Source organism: Nonomuraea sp. NPDC050394 (assembly GCF_044459065.1).
GTDB lineage: Bacteria > Actinomycetota > Actinomycetes > Streptosporangiales > Streptosporangiaceae > Nonomuraea.
The window spans coordinates 181,475-205,745 of the sequence record NZ_JBITIO010000013.1 but is presented as its reverse complement, the minus strand read 5'-3'; the positions used below and the strand labels follow the sequence as shown (position 1 = coordinate 205,745).

Annotated in this window: 24 protein-coding genes and 1 riboswitch; of the genes, 9 read left to right on the top strand and 15 right to left on the bottom strand. The window is 71.3% G+C overall.

Annotated features, from left to right (window positions below):
* Positions 1-4: 4 nt before the first annotated feature.
* Genes ACIBKY_RS39900 through ACIBKY_RS39875 form a run of 6 tightly spaced genes read right to left on the bottom strand, consistent with a single transcriptional unit; the run spans position 5 to position 4,566 of the window.
* A complete protein-coding gene (locus ACIBKY_RS39900; RefSeq protein WP_397105284.1) occupies positions 5-709 on the bottom strand; it encodes an endonuclease/exonuclease/phosphatase family protein in 705 nt (234 codons plus the stop codon).
* Positions 710-741: 32 nt separating this feature from the next.
* Complete coding sequence (locus tag ACIBKY_RS39895; RefSeq protein WP_397105465.1) at positions 742-1,674, bottom strand: ROK family glucokinase; 933 nt, start codon at positions 1,672-1,674, stop codon at positions 742-744.
* 2 nt (positions 1,675-1,676) lie between these two features.
* Positions 1,677-2,099, bottom strand: a complete 423-nt coding sequence (locus tag ACIBKY_RS39890; protein WP_397105282.1) for a DUF5304 family protein — start codon at positions 2,097-2,099, stop codon at positions 1,677-1,679.
* 38 nt (positions 2,100-2,137) lie between these two features.
* A complete protein-coding gene (locus tag ACIBKY_RS39885) occupies positions 2,138-3,340 on the bottom strand; it encodes an ArsA family ATPase (protein ID WP_397105280.1) in 1,203 nt (400 codons plus the stop codon).
* Positions 3,337-3,777: an SRPBCC family protein gene (locus tag ACIBKY_RS39880; protein ID WP_397105278.1), complete on the bottom strand. Its 441-nt coding sequence runs from the start codon at positions 3,775-3,777 to the stop codon at positions 3,337-3,339. The genes ACIBKY_RS39885 and ACIBKY_RS39880 overlap by 4 nt, the downstream gene beginning before the upstream one ends.
* A gap of 21 nt (positions 3,778-3,798) precedes the next feature.
* Positions 3,799-4,566 carry a metallophosphoesterase gene (locus tag ACIBKY_RS39875; protein ID WP_397105276.1) on the bottom strand — a complete coding sequence of 256 codons (768 nt, stop codon included), beginning with the start codon at positions 4,564-4,566 and terminating at the stop codon, positions 3,799-3,801.
* Positions 4,567-4,693: 127 nt separating this feature from the next.
* Here ACIBKY_RS39875 and ACIBKY_RS39870 point away from each other — a divergent pair, with 127 nt between their 5' ends.
* The 8 genes from ACIBKY_RS39870 (at position 4,694) to ACIBKY_RS39835 (ending at position 14,902) form a co-directional block, all read left to right on the top strand.
* Positions 4,694-6,457, top strand: coding sequence for an AMP-dependent synthetase/ligase (locus ACIBKY_RS39870; RefSeq protein WP_397105274.1), 1,764 nt, complete (start codon positions 4,694-4,696; stop codon positions 6,455-6,457).
* Between the two features lie 175 nt (positions 6,458-6,632).
* On the top strand, positions 6,633-7,919 hold the full coding sequence (locus ACIBKY_RS39865; RefSeq protein ID WP_397105272.1) for an extracellular solute-binding protein: 1,287 nt from the start codon (positions 6,633-6,635) through the stop codon (positions 7,917-7,919).
* Positions 7,916-8,797 carry a carbohydrate ABC transporter permease gene (locus ACIBKY_RS39860; RefSeq protein WP_397105270.1) on the top strand — a complete coding sequence of 294 codons (882 nt, stop codon included), beginning with the start codon at positions 7,916-7,918 and terminating at the stop codon, positions 8,795-8,797. Before ACIBKY_RS39865 ends, ACIBKY_RS39860 begins: the two co-directional genes overlap by 4 nt.
* Positions 8,794-9,606: a carbohydrate ABC transporter permease gene (locus tag ACIBKY_RS39855; protein WP_397105268.1), complete on the top strand. Its 813-nt coding sequence runs from the start codon at positions 8,794-8,796 to the stop codon at positions 9,604-9,606. The genes ACIBKY_RS39860 and ACIBKY_RS39855 overlap by 4 nt, the downstream gene beginning before the upstream one ends.
* A gap of 63 nt (positions 9,607-9,669) precedes the next feature.
* Positions 9,670-10,713, top strand: a complete 1,044-nt coding sequence (locus ACIBKY_RS39850) for a substrate-binding domain-containing protein (RefSeq protein ID WP_397105266.1) — start codon at positions 9,670-9,672, stop codon at positions 10,711-10,713.
* Positions 10,701-11,837, top strand: a complete 1,137-nt coding sequence (locus ACIBKY_RS39845; RefSeq protein WP_397105264.1) for an NPCBM/NEW2 domain-containing protein — start codon at positions 10,701-10,703, stop codon at positions 11,835-11,837. The genes ACIBKY_RS39850 and ACIBKY_RS39845 overlap by 13 nt, the downstream gene beginning before the upstream one ends.
* Positions 11,825-13,324 (top strand): sugar ABC transporter ATP-binding protein, encoded by a 1,500-nt coding sequence (locus ACIBKY_RS39840; RefSeq protein ID WP_397105262.1) that lies wholly within the window; start codon positions 11,825-11,827, stop codon positions 13,322-13,324. Before ACIBKY_RS39845 ends, ACIBKY_RS39840 begins: the two co-directional genes overlap by 13 nt.
* Positions 13,325-13,870: 546 nt before the next feature.
* Complete coding sequence (locus ACIBKY_RS39835; protein WP_397105260.1) at positions 13,871-14,902, top strand: ABC transporter permease; 1,032 nt, start codon at positions 13,871-13,873, stop codon at positions 14,900-14,902.
* A 387-nt stretch (positions 14,903-15,289) separates the two neighbouring features.
* Here the strand turns inward: ACIBKY_RS39835 and ACIBKY_RS39830 are convergent, their stop codons facing one another.
* The 8 genes from ACIBKY_RS39830 to ACIBKY_RS39795 form a co-directional block, all read right to left on the bottom strand.
* Positions 15,290-15,595, bottom strand: coding sequence for a hypothetical protein (locus tag ACIBKY_RS39830; RefSeq protein WP_397105258.1), 306 nt, complete (start codon positions 15,593-15,595; stop codon positions 15,290-15,292).
* Positions 15,592-16,383: a DUF4097 family beta strand repeat-containing protein gene (locus ACIBKY_RS39825; protein ID WP_397105256.1), complete on the bottom strand. Its 792-nt coding sequence runs from the start codon at positions 16,381-16,383 to the stop codon at positions 15,592-15,594. The genes ACIBKY_RS39830 and ACIBKY_RS39825 overlap by 4 nt, the downstream gene beginning before the upstream one ends.
* Before the next feature lie 334 nt (positions 16,384-16,717).
* The gene (locus ACIBKY_RS39820) at positions 16,718-17,503 is read right to left on the bottom strand and encodes a hypothetical protein (RefSeq protein ID WP_397105252.1); all 786 of its coding nucleotides are present in this window, start codon (positions 17,501-17,503) and stop codon (positions 16,718-16,720) included.
* A gap of 70 nt (positions 17,504-17,573) precedes the next feature.
* Positions 17,574-18,659, bottom strand: a complete 1,086-nt coding sequence (locus ACIBKY_RS39815) for a glycosyltransferase family 4 protein (protein WP_397105250.1) — start codon at positions 18,657-18,659, stop codon at positions 17,574-17,576.
* Entirely contained in the window at positions 18,656-19,930 is a 1,275-nt protein-coding gene (locus ACIBKY_RS39810; RefSeq protein WP_397105249.1) for a M48 family metallopeptidase, read from the bottom strand. The genes ACIBKY_RS39815 and ACIBKY_RS39810 overlap by 4 nt, the downstream gene beginning before the upstream one ends.
* On the bottom strand, positions 19,927-20,616 hold the full coding sequence (locus ACIBKY_RS39805; protein ID WP_397105247.1) for a hypothetical protein: 690 nt from the start codon (positions 20,614-20,616) through the stop codon (positions 19,927-19,929). The genes ACIBKY_RS39810 and ACIBKY_RS39805 overlap by 4 nt, the downstream gene beginning before the upstream one ends.
* 69 nt (positions 20,617-20,685) lie before the next feature.
* Entirely contained in the window at positions 20,686-21,162 is a 477-nt protein-coding gene (locus ACIBKY_RS39800) for a C40 family peptidase (RefSeq protein WP_397105245.1), read from the bottom strand.
* A 64-nt stretch (positions 21,163-21,226) separates the two neighbouring features.
* Positions 21,227-21,390, bottom strand: a riboswitch (cyclic di-AMP (ydaO/yuaA leader).
* 253 nt (positions 21,391-21,643) lie between these two features.
* Positions 21,644-22,276 (bottom strand): class I SAM-dependent methyltransferase, encoded by a 633-nt coding sequence (locus ACIBKY_RS39795; protein ID WP_397105243.1) that lies wholly within the window; start codon positions 22,274-22,276, stop codon positions 21,644-21,646.
* A 70-nt stretch (positions 22,277-22,346) separates the two neighbouring features.
* On the opposite strand from ACIBKY_RS39795, the gene ACIBKY_RS39790 reads away from it, so the two are divergent.
* Positions 22,347-23,225, top strand: a complete 879-nt coding sequence (locus ACIBKY_RS39790) for a LysR family transcriptional regulator (protein ID WP_397105241.1) — start codon at positions 22,347-22,349, stop codon at positions 23,223-23,225.
* 68 nt (positions 23,226-23,293) lie between these two features.
* On the opposite strand, the gene ACIBKY_RS39785 is transcribed toward ACIBKY_RS39790, so the two are convergent.
* A complete protein-coding gene (locus tag ACIBKY_RS39785) occupies positions 23,294-24,247 on the bottom strand; it encodes an NlpC/P60 family protein (protein ID WP_397105239.1) in 954 nt (317 codons plus the stop codon).
* Between the last annotated feature and the right edge of the window lie 24 nt (positions 24,248-24,271).

The window sequence follows — 24,271 nt, the reverse complement described above, 5'->3', positions numbered from 1 at the left end:
ATGTTCAGCTGACCGTTGCCTGGGCGTGACCGATCAGCTCGGCGACGACGGGCAGATGGTCGGTGGCGGAGATCAGATCTTCCCGGGCGGCCCCGACACCCCCGCACGCCACCACCCGCACCCCCGCGCCCGTGAACACCCCGTCGATCCGCTTGCGCGGCTCCCGGGCCGTGAACGTCATCCCGTCCCCCTGCGGCGCCCACGCGTACGCGTCCGCCAGCCGCCCGGCCAGGTAACGCCAGGTGGGCGCGTCACTCTGCTCGTTGACGTCCCCGCACACCACCGGGACGGCCCCGAACCGCGCCGCGGCCTTCTCCAGCCGGCCCAGCGCCTCCGCCGCGTGCCGGAAGCGGGCCGCGGCGCTCAGGTCGAGGTGGATGGAGGCGACCGCCAGCCGTACCCCTTCCAGCTCGACCACGGCGATCGCCACGCCCCGGATCTCCAGCCCGACGAAGATCTTCAGCACGTGGTGCTCGGCGTGCAGGACCCGCGCCCGCGGGCCCACGTACACCGAAACCCCGCCGAGCCGCCCGCCGGCCGCCACCCGCATGCCCGCCGCCTCGGCCAGCGCCTGGCGCCGTCCGCGCCAGTAGAGGAAGCGCGGCGCCTCCTGCACGCACAGCACGTCCGGGCGCATCGCCGTGATCACGCGGACCAGCGCGGGCACACTGTCCTTCAGCCCGCGCACGTTGTAGGTGCCGACCCTCACGCTGGGGAATCTAGCCCCGTCCGGCGGCGCTGTCAGCGCTGCCGCGCCAGGTCGGCCGCGCCGACGACCCCGGCGGAGGCGCCGAGCTCGGCCAGCCGGATGTCGGCGACGGGACGATGCCCGCGGCCGGTGAGCTGACGGGCGAAGGTCTCCTTGGCCCGGTCGAAGAACAGGTCGGCGGCGCGCGAGACGCCGCCGCCGATGATGAAGCAGCCGGGGTCGAGGACGGCGGCCAGGTCGGCCATGCCCTGCCCCAGCCAGTCGGCCAGCGAGGCGAACGCGGACAGCGAGGCGTCGTCGCCCTTGCGGGCGGCCTCGGTCACCTCCTCGCCCTCGATCTTCTCCCCGGCCAGCTCGAACAGGATCCGCGCCCGCTCGGGCTGCTGCCTGGCGATCTCCCGGGCGTCGGCGACGAGGGCGTTGCCGCTGGCGTACTGCTCCCAGCAGCCGAGGTTGCCGCACCCGCACAGCCGTCCCTCGGGAACGACCTGCATGTGCCCGAGCTCGGCGCCCATCCCCCACCGGCCGCGAAACAGCTTGCCGTCGAAGACGAGCCCGCCGCCGATGCCGGTGCCGACGGTGATGCAGACGACGTGGGTCTGCCCGCGTCCGGCGCCGAAGTTGGTCTCGCCCCACGCCATCGCGTTGGCGTCGTTCTCGACGACGACCGGCAGGCCGACCAGGCCGGTGATCTTCTTCTGCAGGGGCTCCTCGCGCCAGGCGAGGTTCGGGGCGAAGCGCACGATCGAGCGGGTCTCGTCGACGAACCCGGCCGCGCCGACGCCGATCGCCTCGATCTCGCGGCCCTCGGCGAGTTCCTTGACCACGTCGGCCACGGTCTCGGCGACGAGGTCCGGCTGGTCGGCCGGCGTCGGGCGCAGCGCGTGCGCGACGATCTCGCCGTCCTCGTCGACCACGCCGGCGGCGACCTTCGTGCCGCCGATGTCCACCCCGATAGTCAGCATGCTCACCCCAGGTCGATGTGTTCCACGTCGTCGCCGCCGCGCTCGTCGCGCGTGCGGTCGCGAGTCCTCTCGGCTGCCCCGGGGGTGGGCCTGTTCAGCGCGTCGAACGCGCCACGGACCGCGGCGAACAGCTCGCCGCCCGCGGCCACCAGGTGCCCGGCCACGTCGGAGCCGGATTCCCGCCGCGCCGCGATCGCCCGACAGACCGGGCAGGCGCGGCAGATGTACTCGTCGTGGGGCTCGGACACGGCCTCGCCCCACACGTCCTTCTCCCTGCGCCCGCCACCGGTGACGGTGCTGGCGACGGAGTTGAAGACGGTCTTGCCGACCTGTCTGGTCGCGCGGTCCTGGATCACGCCGAACAGCTTGCGCGCCTCGTCAGCCACGGATCCGATCGGATCCCTGTCGTTGCTCGTCTCAGTCATGTGGCCCTCCCTGCCGAAGAGTCGCTCATCCTCCTCACTCACTCCGCGGCCGACCTCCTCCGTCGGTCGTCCGCTCCGTTCGTTGCGTCGGATTCGCTCCCTGAGACGAACCGTACCTTCAGGAACCCGTCCTGGAGCGCCGCGGCACCGATCTTCCTGCGGGCGAGCGCCGCGGGCAGCGCGATGATCCTGCGGTACGGCCCGGCCGTCACGATCAGCTCGTCCCGCTTGCGGGCCAGGTCGACCTCGCCCTTGGTGGCCCCGGGCAGCGCCAGGCTGAGCTCGTCGGCGGTCAGGACCAGCGGCGCTTCGACGGCCGGCGGGGCGAACGGGTCGCTCTCGCCGTAGAGGCTCTCGCCGAGGGCGGTGAGGGCGTCGGCGCCGACGGGTTCGGCGGGCAGGTAGGGCACCACGTGGATGGGCAGGGGCGCGAACGACTCCTCCGCCTCGGCCAGCAGCCGGGCCTGGGCGCGTACCCACTGGGCGCGCCACTCGTCGGCGTCGCCGGCGGGGAAGACCCGGTTGGCGATGACGGCGTCGACGCGGTAGCCGTACAGGTTGAGTGAGGTGAGGGTGCGGCGCGCTTCGGCGAGCACCACCGACTCGGGCGTGAGCACGAGGCGCACGGACGCGCCGGGGCCGGTGAGCAGCTCACGGATCTCCATGAGCCCGCGGTGCAGGCGCTCGCCGGCGCTGACCACGTCGTCGCCGGGCGCGCTGACGTGGGCGACGCTGCGCATGAACGGCGAGACGACCTTCATGATCCGGCGGCCGACCGGCAGCAGGCGGCTGACGTGCCAGTCGAGCGCCTCCGGCAGGGCGAGCAGGCGCAGCGTCTCGGCGGTGGGCGCGCAGTCGACCACGATGACGTCCCAGCCGCCGGAGCGGGCGTGCTCGCGCAGCTCCAGCAACGCGATGACCTCTTCGGCGCCGGGCAGGACGGTGATCTCCTCGGCGGTGATCTGGTCGAGGCCGAGTTCGCCGAGCACGCCGCGGGCGTAGTCCTGCAGCTCGCCCCAGTGCTCCTCCAGGGACTTCTGGGTGTCGACCTGGTGCAGGCGCAGGCCGGGGGCGATCTCGCCGGGCTGGACGGCCAGGGCGTCGGCCAGCGAGTGGGCGGTGTCGGTGGAGATCACCAGCGTCTTGAGCCCGCGGCTGGCCGCGAGCGTGGCCGTGGCCGCGGCGACGGTCGTCTTGCCGACGCCACCCTTGCCGGTGAACAGCAGGACACGAGGACTCACGTGCGTACCTCGACCCGCTTCTTCAGGCCCTTGAGCGCCGTGTCGACGATCACCTTCTCGGCCTTGCGCTTGATCATGCCGATCATCGGGACCTTGAGGTCGACGGCGAGTTCGTAGGTCACCTCGGTGCCACTGCCCGTCTCGGCCAGCCGGTAACTCCCGCTGAGCTCGGAGATCATCTTGCCCTGCTCGACGACCCGCCAGCTGACGCCGGTGTCGTCGTCCCAGGTGTAGCCGAGGGTGTAGGAGTCGCTGATCACGCCGGCGTCGAGCACGAAGCGCACGTCGGCCGGCCGTCCGTCGGCGCCGGTGGTGCGGACCTCGGCGCTCTTGACCGCGCCGGCCCATTCCGGGTACGCGGGCAGGTCCGCGATGACCGCCATGACCGCGGCCCTGTCTGCGGAGATGGTGATGCTCGAAGTGGTGCGATCAGCCATGCGACCACAGTATCGGTCCGCTCACCACTCCAGGACGAACGGCCGTCCCTTTCCCCGGAAATGGCCGACGTTCACGCATTCGGTGCGGCCGATCCTGGTGCGTTGGTATAGCGGCTGGTGAACGTGCCCGAACAGGGCGTAGCGCGGCTGGACGCGCCGGATGTAGTCGAGCGTCGCCTCGCTGCCGCGCTCGAAGCGCCTGGCGACCGTGTCGTACAGCAGCTGCGGCACCGCGGGCGGGATGTGCGCGCACAGCACGTCCACCTCGCCGAGCGCGGCGACCTTCGCCGCGTACTCCTCGTCCTCGATCTCGTACGGCGTGCGGTACGCCGTCTTCAGCCCGCCCCCGACGAACCCGAAACGCCATCCCCCGATCTCCGCCTCCTGCCCGTCGAGCACCCGGTGCCCCGGCTTGAGGTAGTCGGCCCACAGGCGCGGCACGTCCACGTTGCCGTAGGTGAGGTAGGCGGGCTCGGGCATGGCGGCGAACAGCGCGGCGTACTGCCTGCGCACGTTGGACTCGATGTGCTCGCGCGGGTCGCCGCCGAGGCCCTTCCACAGCTCCGCCGACATGGCCCTGGCCTCGTCGAAGCGCTTGGCGGTGCGCAGGGCGATGAACGCGGCCGCGTTCTCGGCGCCGAACAGGTCGGCGAAGATCCCCTGCGCGTGGTCGTCGTAGTCGATGTAGAGGATGAGGTCGCCGAGACAGATCAGGGCGTCGGCCCCGTCGCCCGATCGGGCCAGCGCCTCGGCGCTTCCGTGGACATCGCTCACGACATGGACCCGCATGCGGGAAATCCTATGAGCGGCGGCGGCTAGCATGAGGTTTGCCCTTCATAACGCCTGTATGACGAAGCTACCGGTGCGTAACTTAACGCGGTAACGTCTCGCCGGTCCCCGAAGAGGAGTTTGATCCGTGCGCGAGTACAGCGTCCCCGTCCTGGTGGATGTGCCGGCTTCGGCCAGCCTGACCGACACCGTGTTCAGGCGAGGCGAGCAGGAGCCGGGCGCGGTGGTGCTACGGCGCAAATCGGGTGACGACTGGCCGGCCGTGACCGCGGCCGAGTTCAGGGACCAGGTCGTGGCGCTGGCCAAGGGCCTGGTCGCGGCGGGCATCGAACCGGGCGACCGGATCGCGATCATCTCCCGCACCCGTTACGAGTGGACGCTCGCCGACTACGCGATCTGGGCCGCGGGCGCGGTCTCGGTCCCGGTCTACGAGACCTCCTCGGTCGAGCAGGTGCGCTGGATCCTGTCCGACAGCGGCGCCAAGGCGGTCTTCGCCGAACTGGACAACCACGTGGAGACCGTACGCGAGGCCGCGCCCGAGCTGAAGCCGATCTGGCGGATGGACGAGGCGCTCGACGGCTCCGGCGTGGGCGGCGAGGAGATCGAGCGCCGCCGCACCGCCCTGACCGGCGCGGACCTGGCCACGATCATCTACACCTCGGGCACCACCGGGCGGCCCAAGGGCTGCCGGCTGACCCACGACAACATGCTGTTCACCGCGCGCAACGTGGCCGGCGGGCCGCTGGAGACGGTGTTCATGACCGACGAGCCGGGGGTGCTGCTGTTCCTGCCGCTGGCCCACGTCTTCGCCCGGCTGATCCAGGTGGTCGCGATCGAGACCGGAACGGTTCTCTCGCACACGCCGAACATGAAGAACGTGGCGCCGGACCTGGTGTCGGCCAGGCCGACGCTGCTGCTCGGCGTGCCGCGGGTCTTCGAGAAGGTCTACAACGGCGCCGAGCAGAAGGCGATCCAGGGCGGCAAGGGCAAGATCTTCGCCCGCGCGGTGGACGTGGCGGTCGCCTACAGCAAGGCGTCCGGCACGGCCGGGTTCGGGCTGCGGCTCAAGCACGCGCTGTTCGACCGGCTCGTCTACTCCAAGCTGCGCGCGGCCACCGGCGGCCGGCTGTCCACCGCGATCTGCGGCGGCTCGGCGCTGGGCGAGCGCCTGGGCCACTTCTTCCGCGGCGTGGGCATCGAGGTGCTCGAAGGCTACGGCCTGACCGAGACCTCGGCCCCCTCGACGGTCAACCTGCCCGGCGGCAACAAGATCGGCACGGTCGGCAAGCCGCTGCCCGGCGTCACGGTGCGCATCGGCGAGGACGGCGAGATCCTGGTCAGGGGCCGCCACGTCTTCGCGGGCTACTGGAACAACGACCAGGCCACGGCCGAGGCGGTCGACGCCGAAGGCTGGTACCACACGGGCGACGTGGGCGAGCTGGACGACGACGGCTACCTGCGCATCACCGGCCGCAAGAAGGAGATCCTGGTGACCGCGGCGGGCAAGAACGTCGCCCCCGGCCCGCTGGAGGACGCGCTGCGCGCGTACCCGCTCATCTCCCAGGCCATGATCGTGGGCGACGACCGGCCGTTCGTCGGCGCGCTGATCACACTCGACCCCGAGGCGCTGGAGCACTGGAAGAAGGAGAACGGCGCGGAGAGCGCGACGGCGGCGGAGCTGAGCCGCGACCCGCGGATCCTGGCCGAGGTGCGGACCGCGGTCGACACCGCCAACCTGATGGTCTCGCGGGCCGAGCAGATCAAGAAGTTCGTGGTGCTCGACATCGACATCACCGAGGAGAGCGGCCACCTGACGCCGACCCTGAAGATCAAGCGCAACATCGTCATGCGCGACTTCGCGGACACGGTCGAGGAGCTCTACACCACGTAACCCCTCCGATCACTTTTCTGTTTGAGAACGGTTGCAGGGCCGATATTGACAACTTGAGACGGATCACAGCTACTAGAGGTCGTATCATTCAGCGGCCCTGATTAGCAGTGCTCCGATGAATGGGCCGCACAGTCAACCAGCCGGTTCGTCACGCCCGGCGAGGAAGGCGGCAAGGGTGAACAGGACCCTCGCAGCAGGCTTAGCGGCCCTGCTCGCGCTCACCGCGTGTTCGGTGAACGAGGCGGCCGCGCCGTCATCGCCGGCCCCGGCAGGCGCCAAGGAAGTCACGTTTCTGCTGTTCGAGTCGCCCAACCTGAACGCGGCCTACTGGGACGCGCAGATCAAGCGGGCGACCGGCGCGGTTCCCGGCATCACCGTGAAGAAGGTCGTGGCGCCCGCGGCGGGCAGCCGCGACGAGTTCGCCAAGCAGCTCATCGCCTCGGGCCAGTTCCCCGACGTGCACATCGGCCTGCAGGACATCCTCGGCTTCGCCCCGAACCTCTACTCCTGGACACCCGAGGACCTCAAGGACTTCGAGTGCGCCACCTGCGGCGCGACCGGCGGCAAGGTCGTGCAACTGCCCACCAACACGCAGACGCACTCGAACGTCTACTACAACAAGGGCCTGTTCGAGAAGGCCGGCATCACCGCCCCGCCCACGACCTACGCCGAACTGCTGGACGCCGCGGCCAAGCTCAAGGCCAAGGGCATCACGCCGTTCGTGACCGGCGGCGGCCCCGACGCCTTCGCCTCCACCCTGGCCTGGACCGGCGTCCTGACCACCGACGTGTACGCCAAGAACCCCGGCTGGATGCGCCAGCGGCGCGAGGGCAAGGTCAAGTTCTCCGACCCCGGCTTCAAGGCCGCCACCCAGAAGTTCGCCGACCTCGCGGCCAAGGGCTACATCGACAAGAAGGACCTCTCCCGCGACTACGGCGCCACGCAGACCGCCTTCCTCGAAGGCAAGGGCGCCATGTACCCGATGGGCAGCTGGTTCGCCTCGCCCGGCGCCGGCGACAACCCGGACAACAAGATCGAGATCGGCCGCTTCAACTGGCCCGGCGAGACCGATTCCGCCAAGCTGGCCGGGTTCACCGGCGGCGGGCTCACGGTCAGCGCCACCGCCAAGGACCTGGAGTCGGCGAAGAGGTTCGCCCTGGCCTTCCAGCTCGACAAGGCCAACCTGGACGCCTCGGTCAAGGCCGACGCGCTCTTCCCGGCGATCAAGGGCTACGCGCCGCCGTCGATGGGGCCCGTGTTCACGGAGTCGTACAAGGCCTGGTCGGACGCCAAGACGGCGGGCGCGATCGTGCCGTCGTTCGGCTGGGAGGCCGGCGACGACGCCATGCTGCCCGGCATGAAGGAGAAGTGGTGGTCCTCGGCCCAGGACCTCGTCAGCGGCAAGAAGACCGTGGACGAGGTGCTGAGCTACCTCGACGACGAGTGGGACAAGTCCTCTTGAGAGTCGCGTACGGGAGGGCCTGGTACTTCCTCAGCTTCGGCGCGCCCGGACTGCTCGTCTACATGTGCTTCGTGCTCGTGCCGATCCTGCTCAGCGTGGGCTACAGCATGACGAACTACAGCCTGCTGCGCCCCGGCTGGACCTGGGTGGGGTGGCGCAACTACGAACTGCTCCTCACCGACCAGGCGTTCCTGACCTCCCTGCGGGTCACCACGATCCTGACCGTCATGGTCCTGGTCGCGCCCAACCTCCTGGGGCTGGCGATCGCGGTGCTGCTGGATCGCCGCGGATGGTTCTACAACGCCATGCGCAGCGTCTACTTCACCCCGATGGTGCTCAGCTCCGTCGTGGTCAGCGTGATCTGGACGCGGGTCCTCGACGACGAGGGCCCGCTCAACCAGGCGCTGCGCTTCCTCGGCGTCGCCGACCCGCCGGGGTGGCTGTCCGATCCCGACTACGCCCTGTTCTCCCTGGGCGGCATCGTCTCGTGGCAGATGCTCGGCTTCTGCGTCGTGGTCTACCTGGCCGGGCTGCAGGGCGTGCCGAACGAGCTGGCCGAGGCCGCCTCCATCGACGGCGCGGGACCCTGGACGCGCTTTCGCCGCATCACCTGGCCGCTGCTGGCCCCCGCCCTGACCGTCAACACCGTGGTCCTGCTGATCACCACCTTCAAGATCTTCGACCACGTCAAGGTCATCACCAACGGCGGGCCCGGCACTGGCACCACCGCCACCGTGGCCTTCACGATCATGCAGGAGGGCTTCGTCGAGAACCACCAGGGCTACGCCTCGGCCATGGCCGTGGTCATGCTGGTGATCATCGCCGTGGCCTCCGTCGTCGCGCTGCGCGTACTCCAGAGAAGAGAGGTGCAGCTGTGAGACGCCCGCTCGTCACGCTCGCGGTCACCAGCGTCTTCTTCGTGCCGCTCTACGTCGCGCTGGTCAACGTCGTCAAGCCGAGCGCGCTCATCCCCGGCGCGGGCGCGATCGCGCTGCCGATCCCGCCGACCCTGGACAACCTGAGCGCGGTCCTCACCGACCCGACCAACCTGTTCTGGGCGAGCCTGGCCAACAGCGTCATCGTCACGACGCTGTCGGTGATCGCGCTGACGCTGCTGTCGGCGATGCTCGCCCACTACCTCGCCCGTACGGCGGGCCGTTGGGGCCGGCTCATCACCGTGCTCCTGCTGTGCGGCCTGATGATCCCGCCCCAGGTCATCCTGGTCCCGATCACCCAGGTGCTGCGGGCCTTCGGCCTCATGACGACGGTCCAGGGGCTGATGCTGTTCAACGTCGGCTACTACATCCCGTTCGGGGTGTTCGTGTTCACCGGGTTCCTCAAGGGCATCCCCGCCGACCTGGAGGAGGCGGCGGCGATCGACGGCGCGGGGCGCGGTCAGGCGTTCTGGCGCATCGTCTTCCCGCTGCTGCGCCCGGCCACCGCCAGCGTCCTGATCTTCCTGTCGGTGTGGATCTGGAACGACTTCCTCAGCCCGCTCATCATCCTCGGCCCCGGTCAGGGCACCACGGTCACCACCGGCATCTACCGCTCGCTCGGGCAGTACTCCTTCGACTACGGCGGCGTCTTCGCGCTCATGTTCCTCTCGACGCTGCCCGTCCTGATCTTCTATCTCGCCCTGCAGAAGCAGTTCGTCAAGGGACTCACCGGCGGAGCCACGAAGGGGTGAGTTTAGCCGGCCTGACAAACGGAAAAAGATCCCAGTCAACGCAAGGAAGCAGGTGCATCCCCCATGATCCTGCCGTCCGCCAGAACCGCCGCCGCGTTGCTCGTCGCCGCGCTGGTACTGGCCGCGTGTTCGTCCGGCAAGGAGGAGACCACCGCGGGCGCGAGCAAGGCGCCGGCGGGCGGCAAGGTCTCGATCGCCTACCTCCAGAAGCAGGGCGACCAGGAGTACTTCATCGGCGAGGCCCAGGGCGCCAGGGACAAGGCCGCGGAGCTGGGCGTCGACCTGCAGGTCGTCGACCTCGGCGAGGACGCCAACAAGGCGGTCACCGAGACGCGGGCGGCCATCGGCAAGAAGGTCGGCGGCATCATCATCGTGGTGCCCGCCCCCGCCGTCGGCCCCCAGATCGTCCAGCTCGCCAAGGACGGCGGCGTACCGCTGCTCACCTCCGACGACCAGGTCTGCGTCGACGGCCCCGACCCGGCCGCCTGCGACACGTCCAAGCTGGTGCCGCGCGTCGGCTTCTCTGGCACCCAGATGGGCGAGTCCGTCGGCACCCGCGCCGGCGAGGAGTTCAAGAAGGCCGGGTGGAAGAAGGAGGACTCCGCGATCATCACGGCCTGGCAGCAGGACGTGACCGTCTGCACCGACCGCGTCAAGGCCGCGGTGCCCACGTTCGAGGCGGCGGCGGGCGTCACCGGCGTGAAGGTCATCGAGGTCGGCACCGACAACACCCCGACCGGCGCCCAGGACAAGGTCGCCGCCACGATCAGCGGCAACCGGGCGGTCAAGAACTGGGTGATGCTCGGCTGCAACGACGAGAACGTCAGCGGCGGCGTCACCGCCATGCAGAACTCCGGAATCAAACCGGAGAACATCATCGGGGTGGGTTTGGGCGCCTATCTTGCGTGCAAGGACTGGAACAGCGGCAAACCTTCAGGTATGAAGGCAGCGTTGTTCATCAACGGATACGAGGTCGGCAAGCTCGCCGTGCAGACGATGTTCGACAACATCAAGAACGGCACCGCCATGCCGGCCGAGGCCTTCGCACCGACGAAGATGGTGGATGCGACCAACTGGCAGGCCGAGGGAGTCAAGTGCAGCGCCTGACACGGTTATCGGTGGCCGCCGCGGCGGCGGCCACCGCTCTGGCAACGCTCGCGAACCCGGCGGCGGCCGACGAGGTGCCGGAAGGCGCCCTGCTCGGCGACGGCAGCCGGGTCGTGCGCGTCGACGACGGCCGCTGGGTGGTGGCCAAACACCTGCCCAACGGCGACATGGCGGTGGCGCTGTACAACGACAGCGGGCACCCGCAGCGCATCGTCACCACGGTCACCGACATCGGTCTCCCCGCTGCGGCGCCCGCCTACCGTGTCCGCGAGTTGTTAACCGGCGCCGACGCCCACACCGCGGGCGTCCTGGCCGCCAACGTGCCCGCCAGGCAGGCGATGCTCTACCAGATCTCCCGGGACGCGGCCTGGTCCTCCTACCCGCCGCTCCTCGAGTTCGACCTCCAGGTCCCCACCCCCTACCAGGGGGCCGCCGCGCTCATCGAGCCCGGCGCCACCGCCCAGGTGACCACCGTCGTCACCAACCACGGGCTCACCAACGCCGCCGACATCGCCTCGGCCCTGCGCGTGCCCGACCGCTGGCTGTCGGCCGCGGCGACCCCGGCCAACGCCAAGGTCCTCGGCCCCGGCCAGCGCCTGGCCACCGCCTGGAACCTCACCACCCCGGCCGACCTGCCCCGCAACGCGTACTGGCTGGAGGCCGGCGCGGCCAAGCTCCGCGCCGCCTCCGTCTTCGTCGTGCCCCCGCCCGCCCCCACAGGCACCGCCTACGTCAGCGACCTGCGCTGGCTCAGCATGGCCAACGGCAAGGGCGCGGTCGAGCGGCGCAAGGTCGTGGTGAACGGCGCCGCCTACGCCAAGGGCCTGACCGCCCACGCCCCCGGCACCCTCGACTACTACCTCGGCGGGCGCTGCACCAAGATCACCGCGCACGTGGGCGTCGACGACACCGCCGGCACGGGCGGCACCGTCACCTTCGAGATCTGGGCCGACGGCCGCAAGGCCGCCGTCTCCGGGGTGCGGACCGGCGCCATGGCGGCGCTGCCGCTCGCCGCCGACGTCACCGGCGCCCGTCTCGTCAGGCTCGTCGTCACCGACGCGGGCGACGGCCCCACCGGTGACGCGGCAGCCTGGGGAGACCCGGTGATCGCGTGCTCAGGGTAGAGGAGCTGGCCAAACACTTCTCCGGCGTCCAGGCACTACGCGGCGTCACCTGCGACTTCCCGGCCGGGCGGGTCACCGCCCTCATGGGCGAGAACGGCGCGGGCAAGTCCACGCTGATCAAGATCGTCAACGGTGACCACCGTCCCGACGGCGGCCGCGTCCTGCTCGACGGCCACCCCCTCGACCTCCACTCCCCCGCCGACGCCCGCCGTCACGGCATCCGCGTCATCCCCCAGGAGCCGGAGATCATCCCGCACGTCTCCGTCGCCGAGAACGTCCACGCCGGCGCCCTGCCGCGCCGCCGCGGCCGCCTGCTCGACCGCGCCGCCCTGCGCGAGCGCGTCCGGTCCCAGCTGGTACGGCTCGGCTTCGAGCACGCCCTCGACCCCGGCACCCTCGGCTCCGCCCTGACCCCCGCGCAACGCCAGCTCGTCGAGATCCTGCGTGCCCTGACCGGCGAGGCCCGCGTCATCGCCTTCGACGAACCCACCTCCTCCCTCGGCGAACACGAGACCGAAGCCCTCTTCACCCTCATCACCCGGCTGCGCGAACAGGGCCTGGCCATCGTCTACGTCTCCCACCGTCTCAAGGAGATCTTCCGCCTGGCCGACCGCATCGCCGTCCTGCGCGACGGCGCCCTGGTCGGCGTACGGCAGGCCGCCGAGGCGAGCGAGGGCGAGATCGTGCGCATGATGGTCGGGCGGGACCTGTCGTCCATGTTCGAACGCCCCGGCACCGAGGCCGGCGACGTCGTCCTCGACGTACGCGAGGTGACCACCGACGACGTGCGCGGCATCACCTTCCAGGTGCGGGCCGGCGAAGTCGTCGCCCTGGCCGGACTGGTCGGCGCCGGCCGCTCAGAACTCTCCCGCGCCCTGGCCGGTGACCTGCCCATCCGCTCCGGGACCGTCAGCGTGGGCGGCCGGGTGCTGCGGCTGCGCCACCCGGGCGACGCCGTACGGGCCGGGCTGGGCTACGTCCCCGAGGAACGCAAGGCCCAGGCCCTCTTCCTCGACCGGAGCGTGCGCGACAACACCTCCCTGGTCATCCTCGACCGCCTGCGCACGTTCCGCTTCGTCCGCCGCGCCGCCGAGAACCGGGCCGTCGCCGAGTTCGTCGAGCGCCTGCGCGTCCGCACCCCGTCCCTGGAGCACGAGGTACGCAAGCTGTCCGGCGGCAACCAGCAGAAGGTGGTCCTGGCCCGCTGGCTGGCCCGCCGCCCCAAGGTGCTCATCCTCGACGAGCCGACCCGGGGGATCGATGTGGGGGCGAAGGCGGAGATCTACCACATCATCGCCGACCTGGCCCGTTCCGGCGTGGCCGTCCTCGTCGTCTCCTCGGAACTCCCCGAGGTTTTGGGCCTGGCCGACCGCGTCCTGGTCATGCAGAACGGCCGCATCACCGGCGAACTCCCCCGCACCCGCGCCACCGAGGAAGCCATCCTCTCCCTCGCCATGACCGACGACCTAACCCCCACCCCCTCCTAACCCCGCCCCTGCCCTCACCCCACCCCACCCTCTGTCCTCACCCCACCCGGGCCCCACCCAACCCCCTGTCCTCACCCCACCCTTGTCCTCACCCCACCCTTGTCCTCACCCCACCCTTGTCCTCACCCCACCCTTGTCCTCACCCACCCGGACCCACCTAACCCGGGCCCCACCCAACCCTCAACCACGCCCCAGCGCCCGCTCCTCTCCTGGCCTGACACGCCCCACACGTGCCCCTCCCTCGGCGGCACACCCCAACCCCCCTCTCCCGACCCGGCACACTCCTGGCCCGCCACACCCCAACCCTCTGGCCCTCCCCGGCCCGGCAAACCCCATCGCCCCACCCAACCCTCTGGCCCACACCTCAAAACGCCGCCCGGCACGCCTCTTCCCCTCAGCCGGTGGACCCCCACGCACCCACGACGGCCGACCTGCCCACGGCCTGGCCGGCGCACCGCCGTACACCTGACCGCCACTCCCCGCCGAGGCCCGCACACCCATGACCACCGCAGCAGAGCACGCCGACCCCACGCCAGGAGGCGCGCGATGACCTCCCAGACCAGCGCCCACAAGGCCCCCACCGGCCCACCCGGGAACCGCGGACGGTGGGCGGGAGCCGTCGCCGCCATCGGCGCCCAGAACCTGATCCTCGTGCTGGCCATCGTGGCCGTGGGCGCGCTGTTCGGCGTGCTGGACCCCGGCTACCTGGCGTGGAGCAACATCCGGGTGATCGGCGACGCGGTGACGATCGCCGGTCTGCTGGCCGTCGTCCAGACCGTAGTGATCATCTGCGGCGCCCTCGACATCTCCGTAGGCTCGGCCACCGGCGTGGCGTCCGTGGTCAGCGCGATGGCCTTCATGTCCACCGGCCGCAACCCGACGCTCGGCATGGCCGCCGCCCTGGCCGTGGGCCTGCTGCTGGGTCTGATCAACGGCATCATCATCGTGTACGGCCGCGTCAACGCCGTTATCGCCACCCTTGCCACGCTGGCCGCGTACAAGGGCCTGGCCCAGCTGCTGTCCGGCGGCGCCGCGCAGGGCTACGTGCTGGGCGACGACCTGTTCATCTTCATCTCCCGAGGCAGCCTGGCGGGCCTGCCCACGATGGTGTGGATTCTCATCCTGGTGGCCCTGGCCTTCCACATCCTCCTGAAATACACCGACATAGGCCGCAACCTCTACGCCATAGGCGGCAACGACACCGCCGCCCGCCTCGCAGGCATAAACATCAACAAATACCTGATAGCCGTGTACGCCCTGGCGGGCCTGGTAGCCGCGATAGCCGGCATCATCCTCACCGCCCGGATCGGCTCCGGCCACCCCACCTCGGGCAGCGCCGGCCTGGAACTGAAGGCCATCACCGCCGCGGCCCTGGGCGGCTGCGCCCTGAAGGGCGGACGGGGCGGTGTGGGCGGCACGCTCCTGGCGGTGGTGTTGCTGGGCGCCCTGGAAAACGGCCTCACCTTCCACGGCATCAGCACCTTCTGGCAGAACGTCGCCCAGGGCGCTCTCCTCGTCGTGGCCGTGGTGATCCAGCAACGCCGCAGCGGCGAACGCGCCGTCGGCCTCCCCACCTGACCCCCGCGCCCGGGGAGGCGGCGCTGCCCTGACCCGCGAAGCGCCCCGGAGCGGGCGCGACCGGGCCGCGCGAAGGGTGCGACCGACCGCCACAGGGGGTGTGGTCCGGGACGGGCGATGGGTGCGACCGGACCGCCACAGGGGGTGTGGTCCGGGACGGGCGATGGGTGCGACCGGGCCGCCACAGCGGGTGTGGTCCGGGATGGGCGATGGGTCCGGCCGGGCCGCCACGGCAAGTGCGGCCAGGATGGGCGGCGGGCGCGACCAGGCCGCCACAGCGGGTGTGGTCCGGGACAGGCGGTGGGTGTGGCCCGGGGACGGGCAGTGGGTGTGCGGGCGAGCTGGCGCAGGAGGCTCAGCCGGTGGCACGGGCGAGGGGTGGTGGGCTTAGTGGGCTGTGGGGTGGGGGTCGATGGCGTTGGCGAGGGTGTGGAGGGCACGGGCCGCTCGGTGGCGGAGGCCGTGCGTGGCGCCTGAGGCGGTGGCGCCGGTGGCAGTGGCTCCTGAGGTGGTGGCCCTTGAGGTGATGGCTCCTGAGGTGGTGGCCCTTGAGGGGGTGGCTCTGGGTTCTTGATCGGGTTGTGGGGAAAGGGTGCGGCGGCTGTGGTGGGTGGCGGTGCGTTCGGCGGCGGCTTCGGATATCAGGTCGGCGTGGCGGGTGCGGACGTACTCGGTCATCATGTGCTCGTTCATCGGGTGGACTCCGCTCTGGTGATGGCGATGCCGCCGCTCAGGCTGCGGGCGGTGATCTCGACGGTCTGCTCCGCGGGGGACGGCTCGGTGGCGTCCTGGGTGAGGGCGGAGGTTACGCGGCCGGTCAGGGAGTTGATGTCGAGCCACGCGGCGGTGCCCTCGTGCACGGCCACCGTGGCGTCGCCCGACGTGGTCCGGATGCCGATCTTGCCGCTGGTCACGCAGCGCAGGGACACTTCGCCGGAGATCGACGTGATGGAGGCGTCGGAGGCGGCCCTTTCGATCACCAGGTCGCCGGAGACGACGGTGGCGGTGACGGGGCCTCGGGCTTCGGTGATGCGGACGTCGCCCGAGGCGGTGTTGATGCTGGCGACGCCATCGATGACGTCAAGGTTGATGTCACCTGACGCCGTTTTGGCCATCGCGGTGGCGGCATGGGTGGCCTCCAGGTCACCCGAGGCGCTGGAGAACTCGATTCCGGCCAGCCGGCCGCGGATTCTGACGTCGGCCGAGGCGGTCTCGACCACCACGCGGGAGCCGGTGGGGATCTCTACGACGATGTCCAGGCTCGGGGTGCGGCGCAGGCGGGAGCTGTCGGGGGCCTTCACCTGGACGACGCCGTCACGGTGGGTGATCTTTACCGATTCGGCGTAGTCGGCGCCGTGGTCCAGGTGTTCGGGGGTGACCTCGACGGTGGTGTCCGTACGGTCGGACGCGGTGACGACCAGGTCACCGGCCGGGAAGTTCACGTGGAGGGCGATGGGGTCCGGGGTGCTGAAAGTGGGCATGGCGGGATCTCCGATCGGCGTGGTCAGAAACACCCTCGGGGTCAGGCGCGCCAAGGGCGTTTTGGGGTACCCGCCCAGGACATGCCACGGACGGGAGTGCTGCCCGCAGGTGACTGCTGCGAAGCGGGCCTGGCTGCCAGACGCCCCCGGTTGAGGTGCGTCCCTTGCTGGGGCACGACCCTGGCCGGGGAACACGACCCTGGCTGGGGCACGATCCTGATTCGGGTGCGGCCCTGGCAGCGGGGGCACAGCCCGGTGGGGGTGCATCCCCGGTGGGGGTGCATCCCCGGTTGGGGGCAGCCCCGGCTGGGGCGGCCCTAGCGAGAGGTGTGGGTTAGCGGGCCCAGCCGGTGATGCGCTGGCCGGGGAAGCCGGAGGGCGGGGCGGGTTGACCTTGGCCGGAGACTGCCTGGGTCAGGGCGCGGACCATCCAGGCGTTCACCGACATGCCCGCCTGGCCCGCGACCTGTTCGATGCGGGATTTCAGCGGCTCGGGCAGGCGGAGGGTCATCCTGGCGGTCCCGGCGTCGCCGTCTCCGGGACTGGGCGGCTCGGGGGGCGAAGGCGGGACCAGGGGCGTGGGAGGCATGGGCGGATTCGGGCCGGGCCACGCGGCGTCGGGCCAGCCGGGCGGAACGGGCGGGCCGTGGACACCAGGGCCGTGGCCACCACCGGGCGCGTAGCCACCGCCGGGGCCGTGGCCACCAGGGCCGAAGCCACTGGGACCGTAGGCACCCGGACCGTAAGCACCTGAGCCGTAAGCACCTGGGCCGTAGGCACCCGGACCATGGCCACCGGGACCGGGGTCACCTGGACCGCCTGGACCGTAGCCGCCTGAACCCTGGCCGGGCGCGGCGCCCCAGCTCGGGTCGTGACCGGGTGGGACGGTGACCACCAGCTCCGGCTCCCTGCCGCGGATCCGCAGCTCGACGAGACCGGGCTCGATCTGGCTGGTCACCGACTCCGCCGCGTCCGACAGCACCTCCAGCAGCGTCAGCCGCACGGAGGACTCCAGCGCCGAGGTCAGCGACTCGGCCGCGGCACGCATCTCCGTGCCGCCCACGTCGGCGGCGGCGGTGAGCTCTCTGCGGAGGGTGTCGATGTGGGGCGTCAGGTCCATGACGTCATCATGACATCAGAGTGCTGTCATGGCAAGCGGCGAACTGACACAGGAGAGCATCATCCCGACGTCACCCGTCGAGGATGTCGTGGAAACGCCTCGCCACCAGCTCCCACGACCACGCGGACGTGATCCACTCGCGCCCCAGCGCACCCATCTTCCCCGCCCGCTCCCGATCCTCCAGCAGCTCGACCAGCGCCTGTGCCACCGCACCGACCGACCCGCCGTCCACGACCAGCCCGGTCTCCCCCTGGCGTACGGCATCCGGCGCCCCGCCCGAGGCCCCCGCCACCACGGGCAACCCGGTGGCCGACGCCTCCAGGAAGACGATCCCGAGCCCCTCCACGTCCGCCCCCCGCAACCGCGTACGGCAAGGCATGGCGAAGACGTCACCGGCCGCGTAGTACCCCGGCAGGCTCTCCCCCGGCACCGCCCCCGCGAACACCACCGACCGGGTCCGGGCCGCCAGCCGTTCCAGGCGCCGCCGGTCCGGCCCGTCCCCCACCAGCAGCAGCACCGCGTCCGGCACCGCCCGCAACACGCTTGGCCAGGCCTTGATGAGCTGGTCCTGCCCCTTGCGCCGCACCAGCCGGGACACGCACACGACCACCGGCCCCCCGAAAGCGCCCGCGGGCGCCACACCGGGGTGGAAGGCCGCCGTGTCGACGCCGGGCGCCAGCCGTACCAGCCTGGCGGCGGGAACGACCCCGGCGAGCCGCGCGCGCGTGTACTCCCCCAGGTAGGTCACCACGTCGGCGTGCGCGCCGATCCGGCGCAGCACGCCGCGCAGGAGCGGCGCGCCCGCCCAGGACGCCTCGTGGCCGTGCGTCAGCATCACCACCCGCCGCGCCCCCGCCGCGCGCAGGCGGGGCGCGAGCAGTCCCAGAGGGGCCGCGGCGCCGAAGACCACCGTGTCGGCGCCGAGGCGGGTCACGAGCCGGGCGGCCCGCCGCGCGACGCCGGGCGTGGGCAGCATGAGCGAGGTGGGGTGCCGGACGATCGGGTACGGCTGCCGCCGGTCGAACTCGGCGCTGCCCGCCCAGGCGGGCGCGTAGACGACGGCCCCGGGGGTGCGCATCGCCAGTCCGTGCACGAACGACTGGATGCCACCCTGACGTGGCGGGAAGTCGTTCGTGACGAAGAGGACGCGACTCACGGCTCCGGGACGCCGTTCAGCAGCGCCCAGGAGCGGGCCATGGCGATGCGCTGCGGCGCGGTGGGGTGGGAGGCGTACAGGACGTACTCGACGGCGTCCGGCGCGAGGTCGGAGATGTTGGTCGTGGCCAGCCGCTTCTGCATGGCCACGAACGTCGCCGGGTCGCGGGTGAGGTCGAGGGCGTGGGCGTCGGCGCGGGCCTCGACGTGACGGCTGACGACGTTCTGGGCGGGTCCCGACAGGACGGTGGCCAGGCTCATCAGGCCCATGACGGCGCCCACGGCCAGGGGTTCGGTGATGGCGGTGACGCGGGCGCGCCGCCGTACCAGCGGGAAGAGCGCGAACAGCAGGGCGGCGCCGAACGCGGCGCCCAGCGCACCGATGAGCGTGCCGTTGAGGACGTCGTTGTACTTGGCGTGGCCGAGTTCGTGGGCGACGACGAGCTCGACCTCCCGCTCCGGTGCCTTGAGCAGCGTGTCGTAGACGACGATGCGGCGGGTGGCGCCGAAGCCGGAGACGTAGGCGTTGAGCGCGGTCGTGCGGCGGGAGGCGTCGGCGACGAGCACGTCCTCGACCGGTACGCCGTCGCGCTCGGCCATGGCCAGCAGACCGGTACGCAGCTGGGACGGCGGCATGGGCCGGAAGTCGTTGAACAGCGGCTCGAAGACGACCGGATACACGAACGAGGCGGCGACGGTCAGCGCGGCGGCGCCCACGGCCGCGGGTACCCACCAGCGCCGGAACCTGCGCGCCAGGCCCACCAGCGCCACGATCATGATGGACAGCAGCACGACCCGGACCGCGATGTTCTTCAGCCGGTCGCCGCTCCAGCCCGCCCAGTCCTGCGTGGACAGGCCGAACTCGCGCAGCCGTACCTCGAACCACATTCCGAGCGGCCAGCGCACGACCTCGACCAGCACGGTGAGCAGCAGTACGCCCAGCACGACCCGCAGCCACCACGGGCCCTTGAGCCGCCCGAGGACCTTCGCGCCGAGCGGCGTGGCGATCAGCAGCCCGGCGAACAGGATCGTGAGCCCGAACGACAGGTACGACGGCACGCTGGTGGCCGCGTCGAACGCCTGCGACCTGGCGATCTCGGCGGCGGAGAAGTCGCGGGCCGGATCGGGGGCGACCTGGGGCGCTCCCGGCGGCAGCGCCCGCCACGGCGTGGTGAACGCGGCGACCGCGACCACGACGGCGCCGAGCACGGCGGCGGCGATCCCGGCCTGCCGGCGTATCCGCGCGGGGGCCTTGTCCCGCTGATCGGTCACTCGAGTTCCTCCCGTAGATAGGCGCGCCACCCGGCGACGAGCTCGCCGGACGGCAGGGGCAGAGCCCGTTCCACGCCCAGCCGCCGCGCGTCGCGGTAGAGCCTCACCAGCCTGTCCTCGCCGAAGCGCGCGGCCAGGAAGCGACACGCCAGCCAGGCCTCCTGGTAGGACTGTGCCAGCCGCGCGGCCCCGGGCGCGAACGCGTCCGCATCCGGTAGATCCCTGGGCACCTGGCCCGCTCGTATCTCGGTGGCCAGTTCGGCGGCCGCCACCGGTACGGCCAGGCCGGCGTCCTTGTAGGCCACGTAGTCGGCGAAGCCCTCGTACAGCCAGGCGGGCAGCCCGCCGGTGCCCGCGGCGACGTGGGTGAGCTCGTGGGCGAGGACGACGTCGCGTCCGGTGGGGGTGAGTTTGGCGTAGTTCTCCGGGATCACGATGACCCGGCCGTCGTGGGCGATCGCGGCCAGGCCCTCGACCGAGTCCACGCCGGCCGTCCGGGCCGCGTGTGCCGCGTTCTCGGCCAGTTCGACGCTGGGCCGTACGGGCTGGCCGAGGATCGCCGCGACGCGCACCGCCGCCCGCTCCGCGCGCCGCTGAAGGTCTCCTGCCTCGGGAGCCCGCTCGGGGGCGCAGCCCAGCGCGAAGACGAGGAGGGCCGCCAGCGCGGCGCGACGGCTCACGACCACGGCCCCGATGGTAGCCGGACGCGCGAAGGCCCCGTCCCGGGAGGGGACGGGGCCTTTCGGACCGGGCGACTACAGACCGGGCCGGACGGCTCCCGCGAAGGACGACTTGCGCCATCCGCCGAGCCGCTCGATGCGCACCCGCTTGCCGGAACTCGGCGAGTGGACCATCTTGCCGTTGCCGACGTACATGCCGACGTGGCCTCGACCGCGGAAGAACAGCAGGTCACCCGGCTGCAGAGACTTCCACGAGATCTTCTTCTTGATGCGCGCGTACTGGCTGTGCGTCACGCGGGGGATCTTGACTCCGGCCTTCTTCCAGGCGTACTGGACGAGACCGGAGCAGTCGAAGGCGCCGGGTCCCGTTCCGCCGTAGCGGTACGGGTCGCCGATCTGCGCCCTTGCCGCGGAGACGGCCTTGCGGGCCTTGCTCTTCTGCCGCGCAGTCGTCGACTGCGTCGCCGTCTTGGCCGAGGTGGTGGTCTTGGCCGTGGTACGCGCCTGGGCCGCCGGGGCATGGAGGGCGAACCCTCCGGCCGTCACGGTCATGGCGAGTGCCGCGCCACCCAGGACAAGACGGGGGTTGTGCAGGGAGGTAGACAGGATTTCTCCTTGGTTCTTCCACGAACGCCTACCGGGTTAGCTGACGGATTCGGGCCTGGAAGTCGCCCTACGGCACGCTGAACGTGCCGATTCACCCCTTGATCCCGGGGGAATGGGATCGGTGGTTCCCCGGCTCCGTGCCTCCTGGCTGCACGGACTCGGCAGGTCGCGGCCCCTGGTCGTACGGGGGCGACCGGCGGATCTCTATGGGTCCTCATCGAGCCCGGACGGGGCCGATGCCGGTTCGCGGCGCCATGGCTTGTTCGCCGCGACGCCAGAACGTACTCCCGGGTTCACGACCCGGCAAAGTCCTGGCAAAGCTGTAAAGATCAGATAAAGGACCCTGTCAGGACGGGAACTCCTGCTGGGCAACGGGGTCCCGTTACGCAAATGTGACCCTCCTCACACTTGGAGCTCCAGGGGTGAGTCAGGTCCCATCCGCCCCTCCTGTCACACGCGTCACAGCGGTCAGCCGGAAGCCGGTCGGCGTGTGCCGTACCTCTTCGATCTCCTTCAGCCGCGCGGCGTGCTCGCCGCCGAGATAGCGGAAGAGGTACGGCACGCGCCGCGTCAGCCGGATCTCGAAGCGGGCGGCGATGGCGTCGAGCATGTCCCCGGCGGGCGAATGATCGACGTGCGCCTCGCGCCAGCGGGTCACCGGGTCGCGCTCGGGCTCGTCGAAGCGGCCGAGCAGGGTTCCGGCGTCGTAGAACCAGGTGGCGGCGGCCTCGTCGGCCCAGTCCCAGGCGAACTCATCCACGACGAGCAGCCCGTCCGGCCTCAGCAGCGCGGCCACCCGGTCGAGCGCGGCCTCCAGCGGGTGCATGTGGTGCAGCGACAGTGACAGCACGATGACGTCGAACGGGTCGTCCTCGTAGAGCGTCAGGTCGGCGCGCTTGGCGGGCACTCCCGCCGCGAGCGCCGCGGACGGGTCGAGGTCGATGGCGGTGACGTCGTGGCCGCGCGCGATCAGGGCGCCGGCCAGCGCGCCGTCGCCGCAACCGGCGTCGAGGACGCGGGCGGGGGCCTCGGGCAGTTCGGAGAGAATCCAGGTGTCCATGCCCCGATCGTGCAGCGGCCGAGCCATGCACACCACTGCGGGTTCTGCATGAAAGACATAAGCTCCATGCATGCTTGACGTCTGGTCGCTGAAGGTGCTGTCAGAGGTGGGGCGGCTCGGGTCGTTCTCGGCGGCGGCCGAGGCGCTGTCCATGACCCAACCGGCCGTGTCCCGGCAGATCGCCGCGCTGGAGCGCCGGGCGGGGGTGTCGCTGTTCCATCGCCTGCCACGCGGCGTACGGCCCACCGGCGCCGGGCAGGCGGCGCTGGAGCAGGCCGCGCACGTGCTCGACGGGATCGCGCTGCTGGAGACCCGGCTGGCCGCGCACGCGTCGGGCGAGCAGGGCCGGGTGCGCGTCCAGGCGTTCCCGAGCGCCGCCACCGCGTTCGTGCCCGAGTGCTTCCGCCTCTTCGCCGCCCGCCACCCGGCGGTCGAGCTGTCCCTGACCGTCGGCGGCGGCGCGTCCGCCGTCCTCGCGGGAGAGGCCGACCTCGCGCTGGTCACCTCGTGGGACCCCGCGCCGGCCGGCCTGGACCTGGTGCCGCTGCTCGACGACGAACTGCTCGTCGCACTGCCGGAAGGTCACCCGCTGGCGGCCGGGGAGAGCGTGCGGCTGCGTGCGCTGGCCGGGCAGGCGTGGATCGACGGCAGCCACCCCGACTGCCTCGGCCCGCTGTCGGAGCTCGCCGCCGCGCTGGGGGCGCCGCCGCGCGTCAGCCACCTGTGCGACGACTGGAACGGTCGCCAGGGGCTCGTGGCGGCGGGCGTCGGGGTGATGGTGTTCCCGTCGATCGCGGGCGGCGCGGCCCTGCGCCCCGACATCCGGCTCCTGCGGCCTGAACCCGCCCTGCCCGCGCGCCGCGTCTTCGCCGCCGTCCTGCCCGCGCCCGGCCGCTCACCGGCCGTGGAGGAACTGCTGCGGACCATGCTCGGGTACGGCAGGCCGTAACAGCGGGCCGGAACAGCGGGCGGTGACGGCGGGTCGTGACGACGGGCCGTGACGGCGGCCCGGGGGCTTCAGGGCCGGATCGCGCCCACGACGCGCCTGCCGTACGAGGAGAACTTGACGACCTTGATGACGTCACCCGTCTGGGGCGCGTGCACGATGTTGCCGTTGCCCGCGTAAATGGTGACGTGGCCGAGGCCCTCGCTGAAGATCAGGTCACCGGGGCGCAGCGCGTCCAGCGAGACCCGGCGCTTGGCTCCCCACGCCCACTGCTGCCAGGTCGTACGCGGCAGCGAGACGCCGGCCGCCCGCCAGGAGGCCTGGGTGAAGCCGGAGCAGTCGTACCCGCGCGGACCGGTGCCGCCGTAGATGTACGGCTTGCCGATCTGCCCGAACGCGAACTTCAGCACCGCCGCCGCGTTCCCGGTGGCCGGGCCCGTGTACTTGATGCCAGTGCTGTTGGGATCACCCGACTTGTACGCGCCGAGCTCGCGCAGCAGCTTCTTCTGCTCCTGGATCAGCTTGAGGATCTCGGCCCGTTCCTTCTCGACCTCGTCGCGCTCCTTGTCGGCCGCGACCAGCGCGTCCTGGGCCAGGTCGCGCTCGGTCTTGAGACCCTTGTTCTCCCGGTCGAACGCGGCCAGCTTCTCCGCCCGCTCCGCCTGGAGCTGACCGGTGAGGGCCATGCTGTTGAGCATGCTCATGGGGTCGCCCTGGCCCAGCATCGCCGGCCACGAGGTCACGTCGGCGCCGAGCTGGTAGTCGTTGACCGCCATGGTGATGACCTGGGCCCTCAGGCGGGCGACGGTGGCCAGCTTGACCTTGTAGGAGGAGTTGAGCCGGCCGTACTTCTTCTTCGCCGTCTTGTGCCGCTCGGTGGCGGTGTTGAAGCGCTCGACGACGTGGTCGGCCTTGTTGTTGAGGCGGGAGAGCTTCGCCTTGGCCTGTTTGATCGTGGGCTTGGGATCAGCCACGGCCACGCCGACCGGCGACGCCAGCAGCCCGATCGCCAGACCAGTCGCCAACGAAACCCGGCCAAACCTCACAGC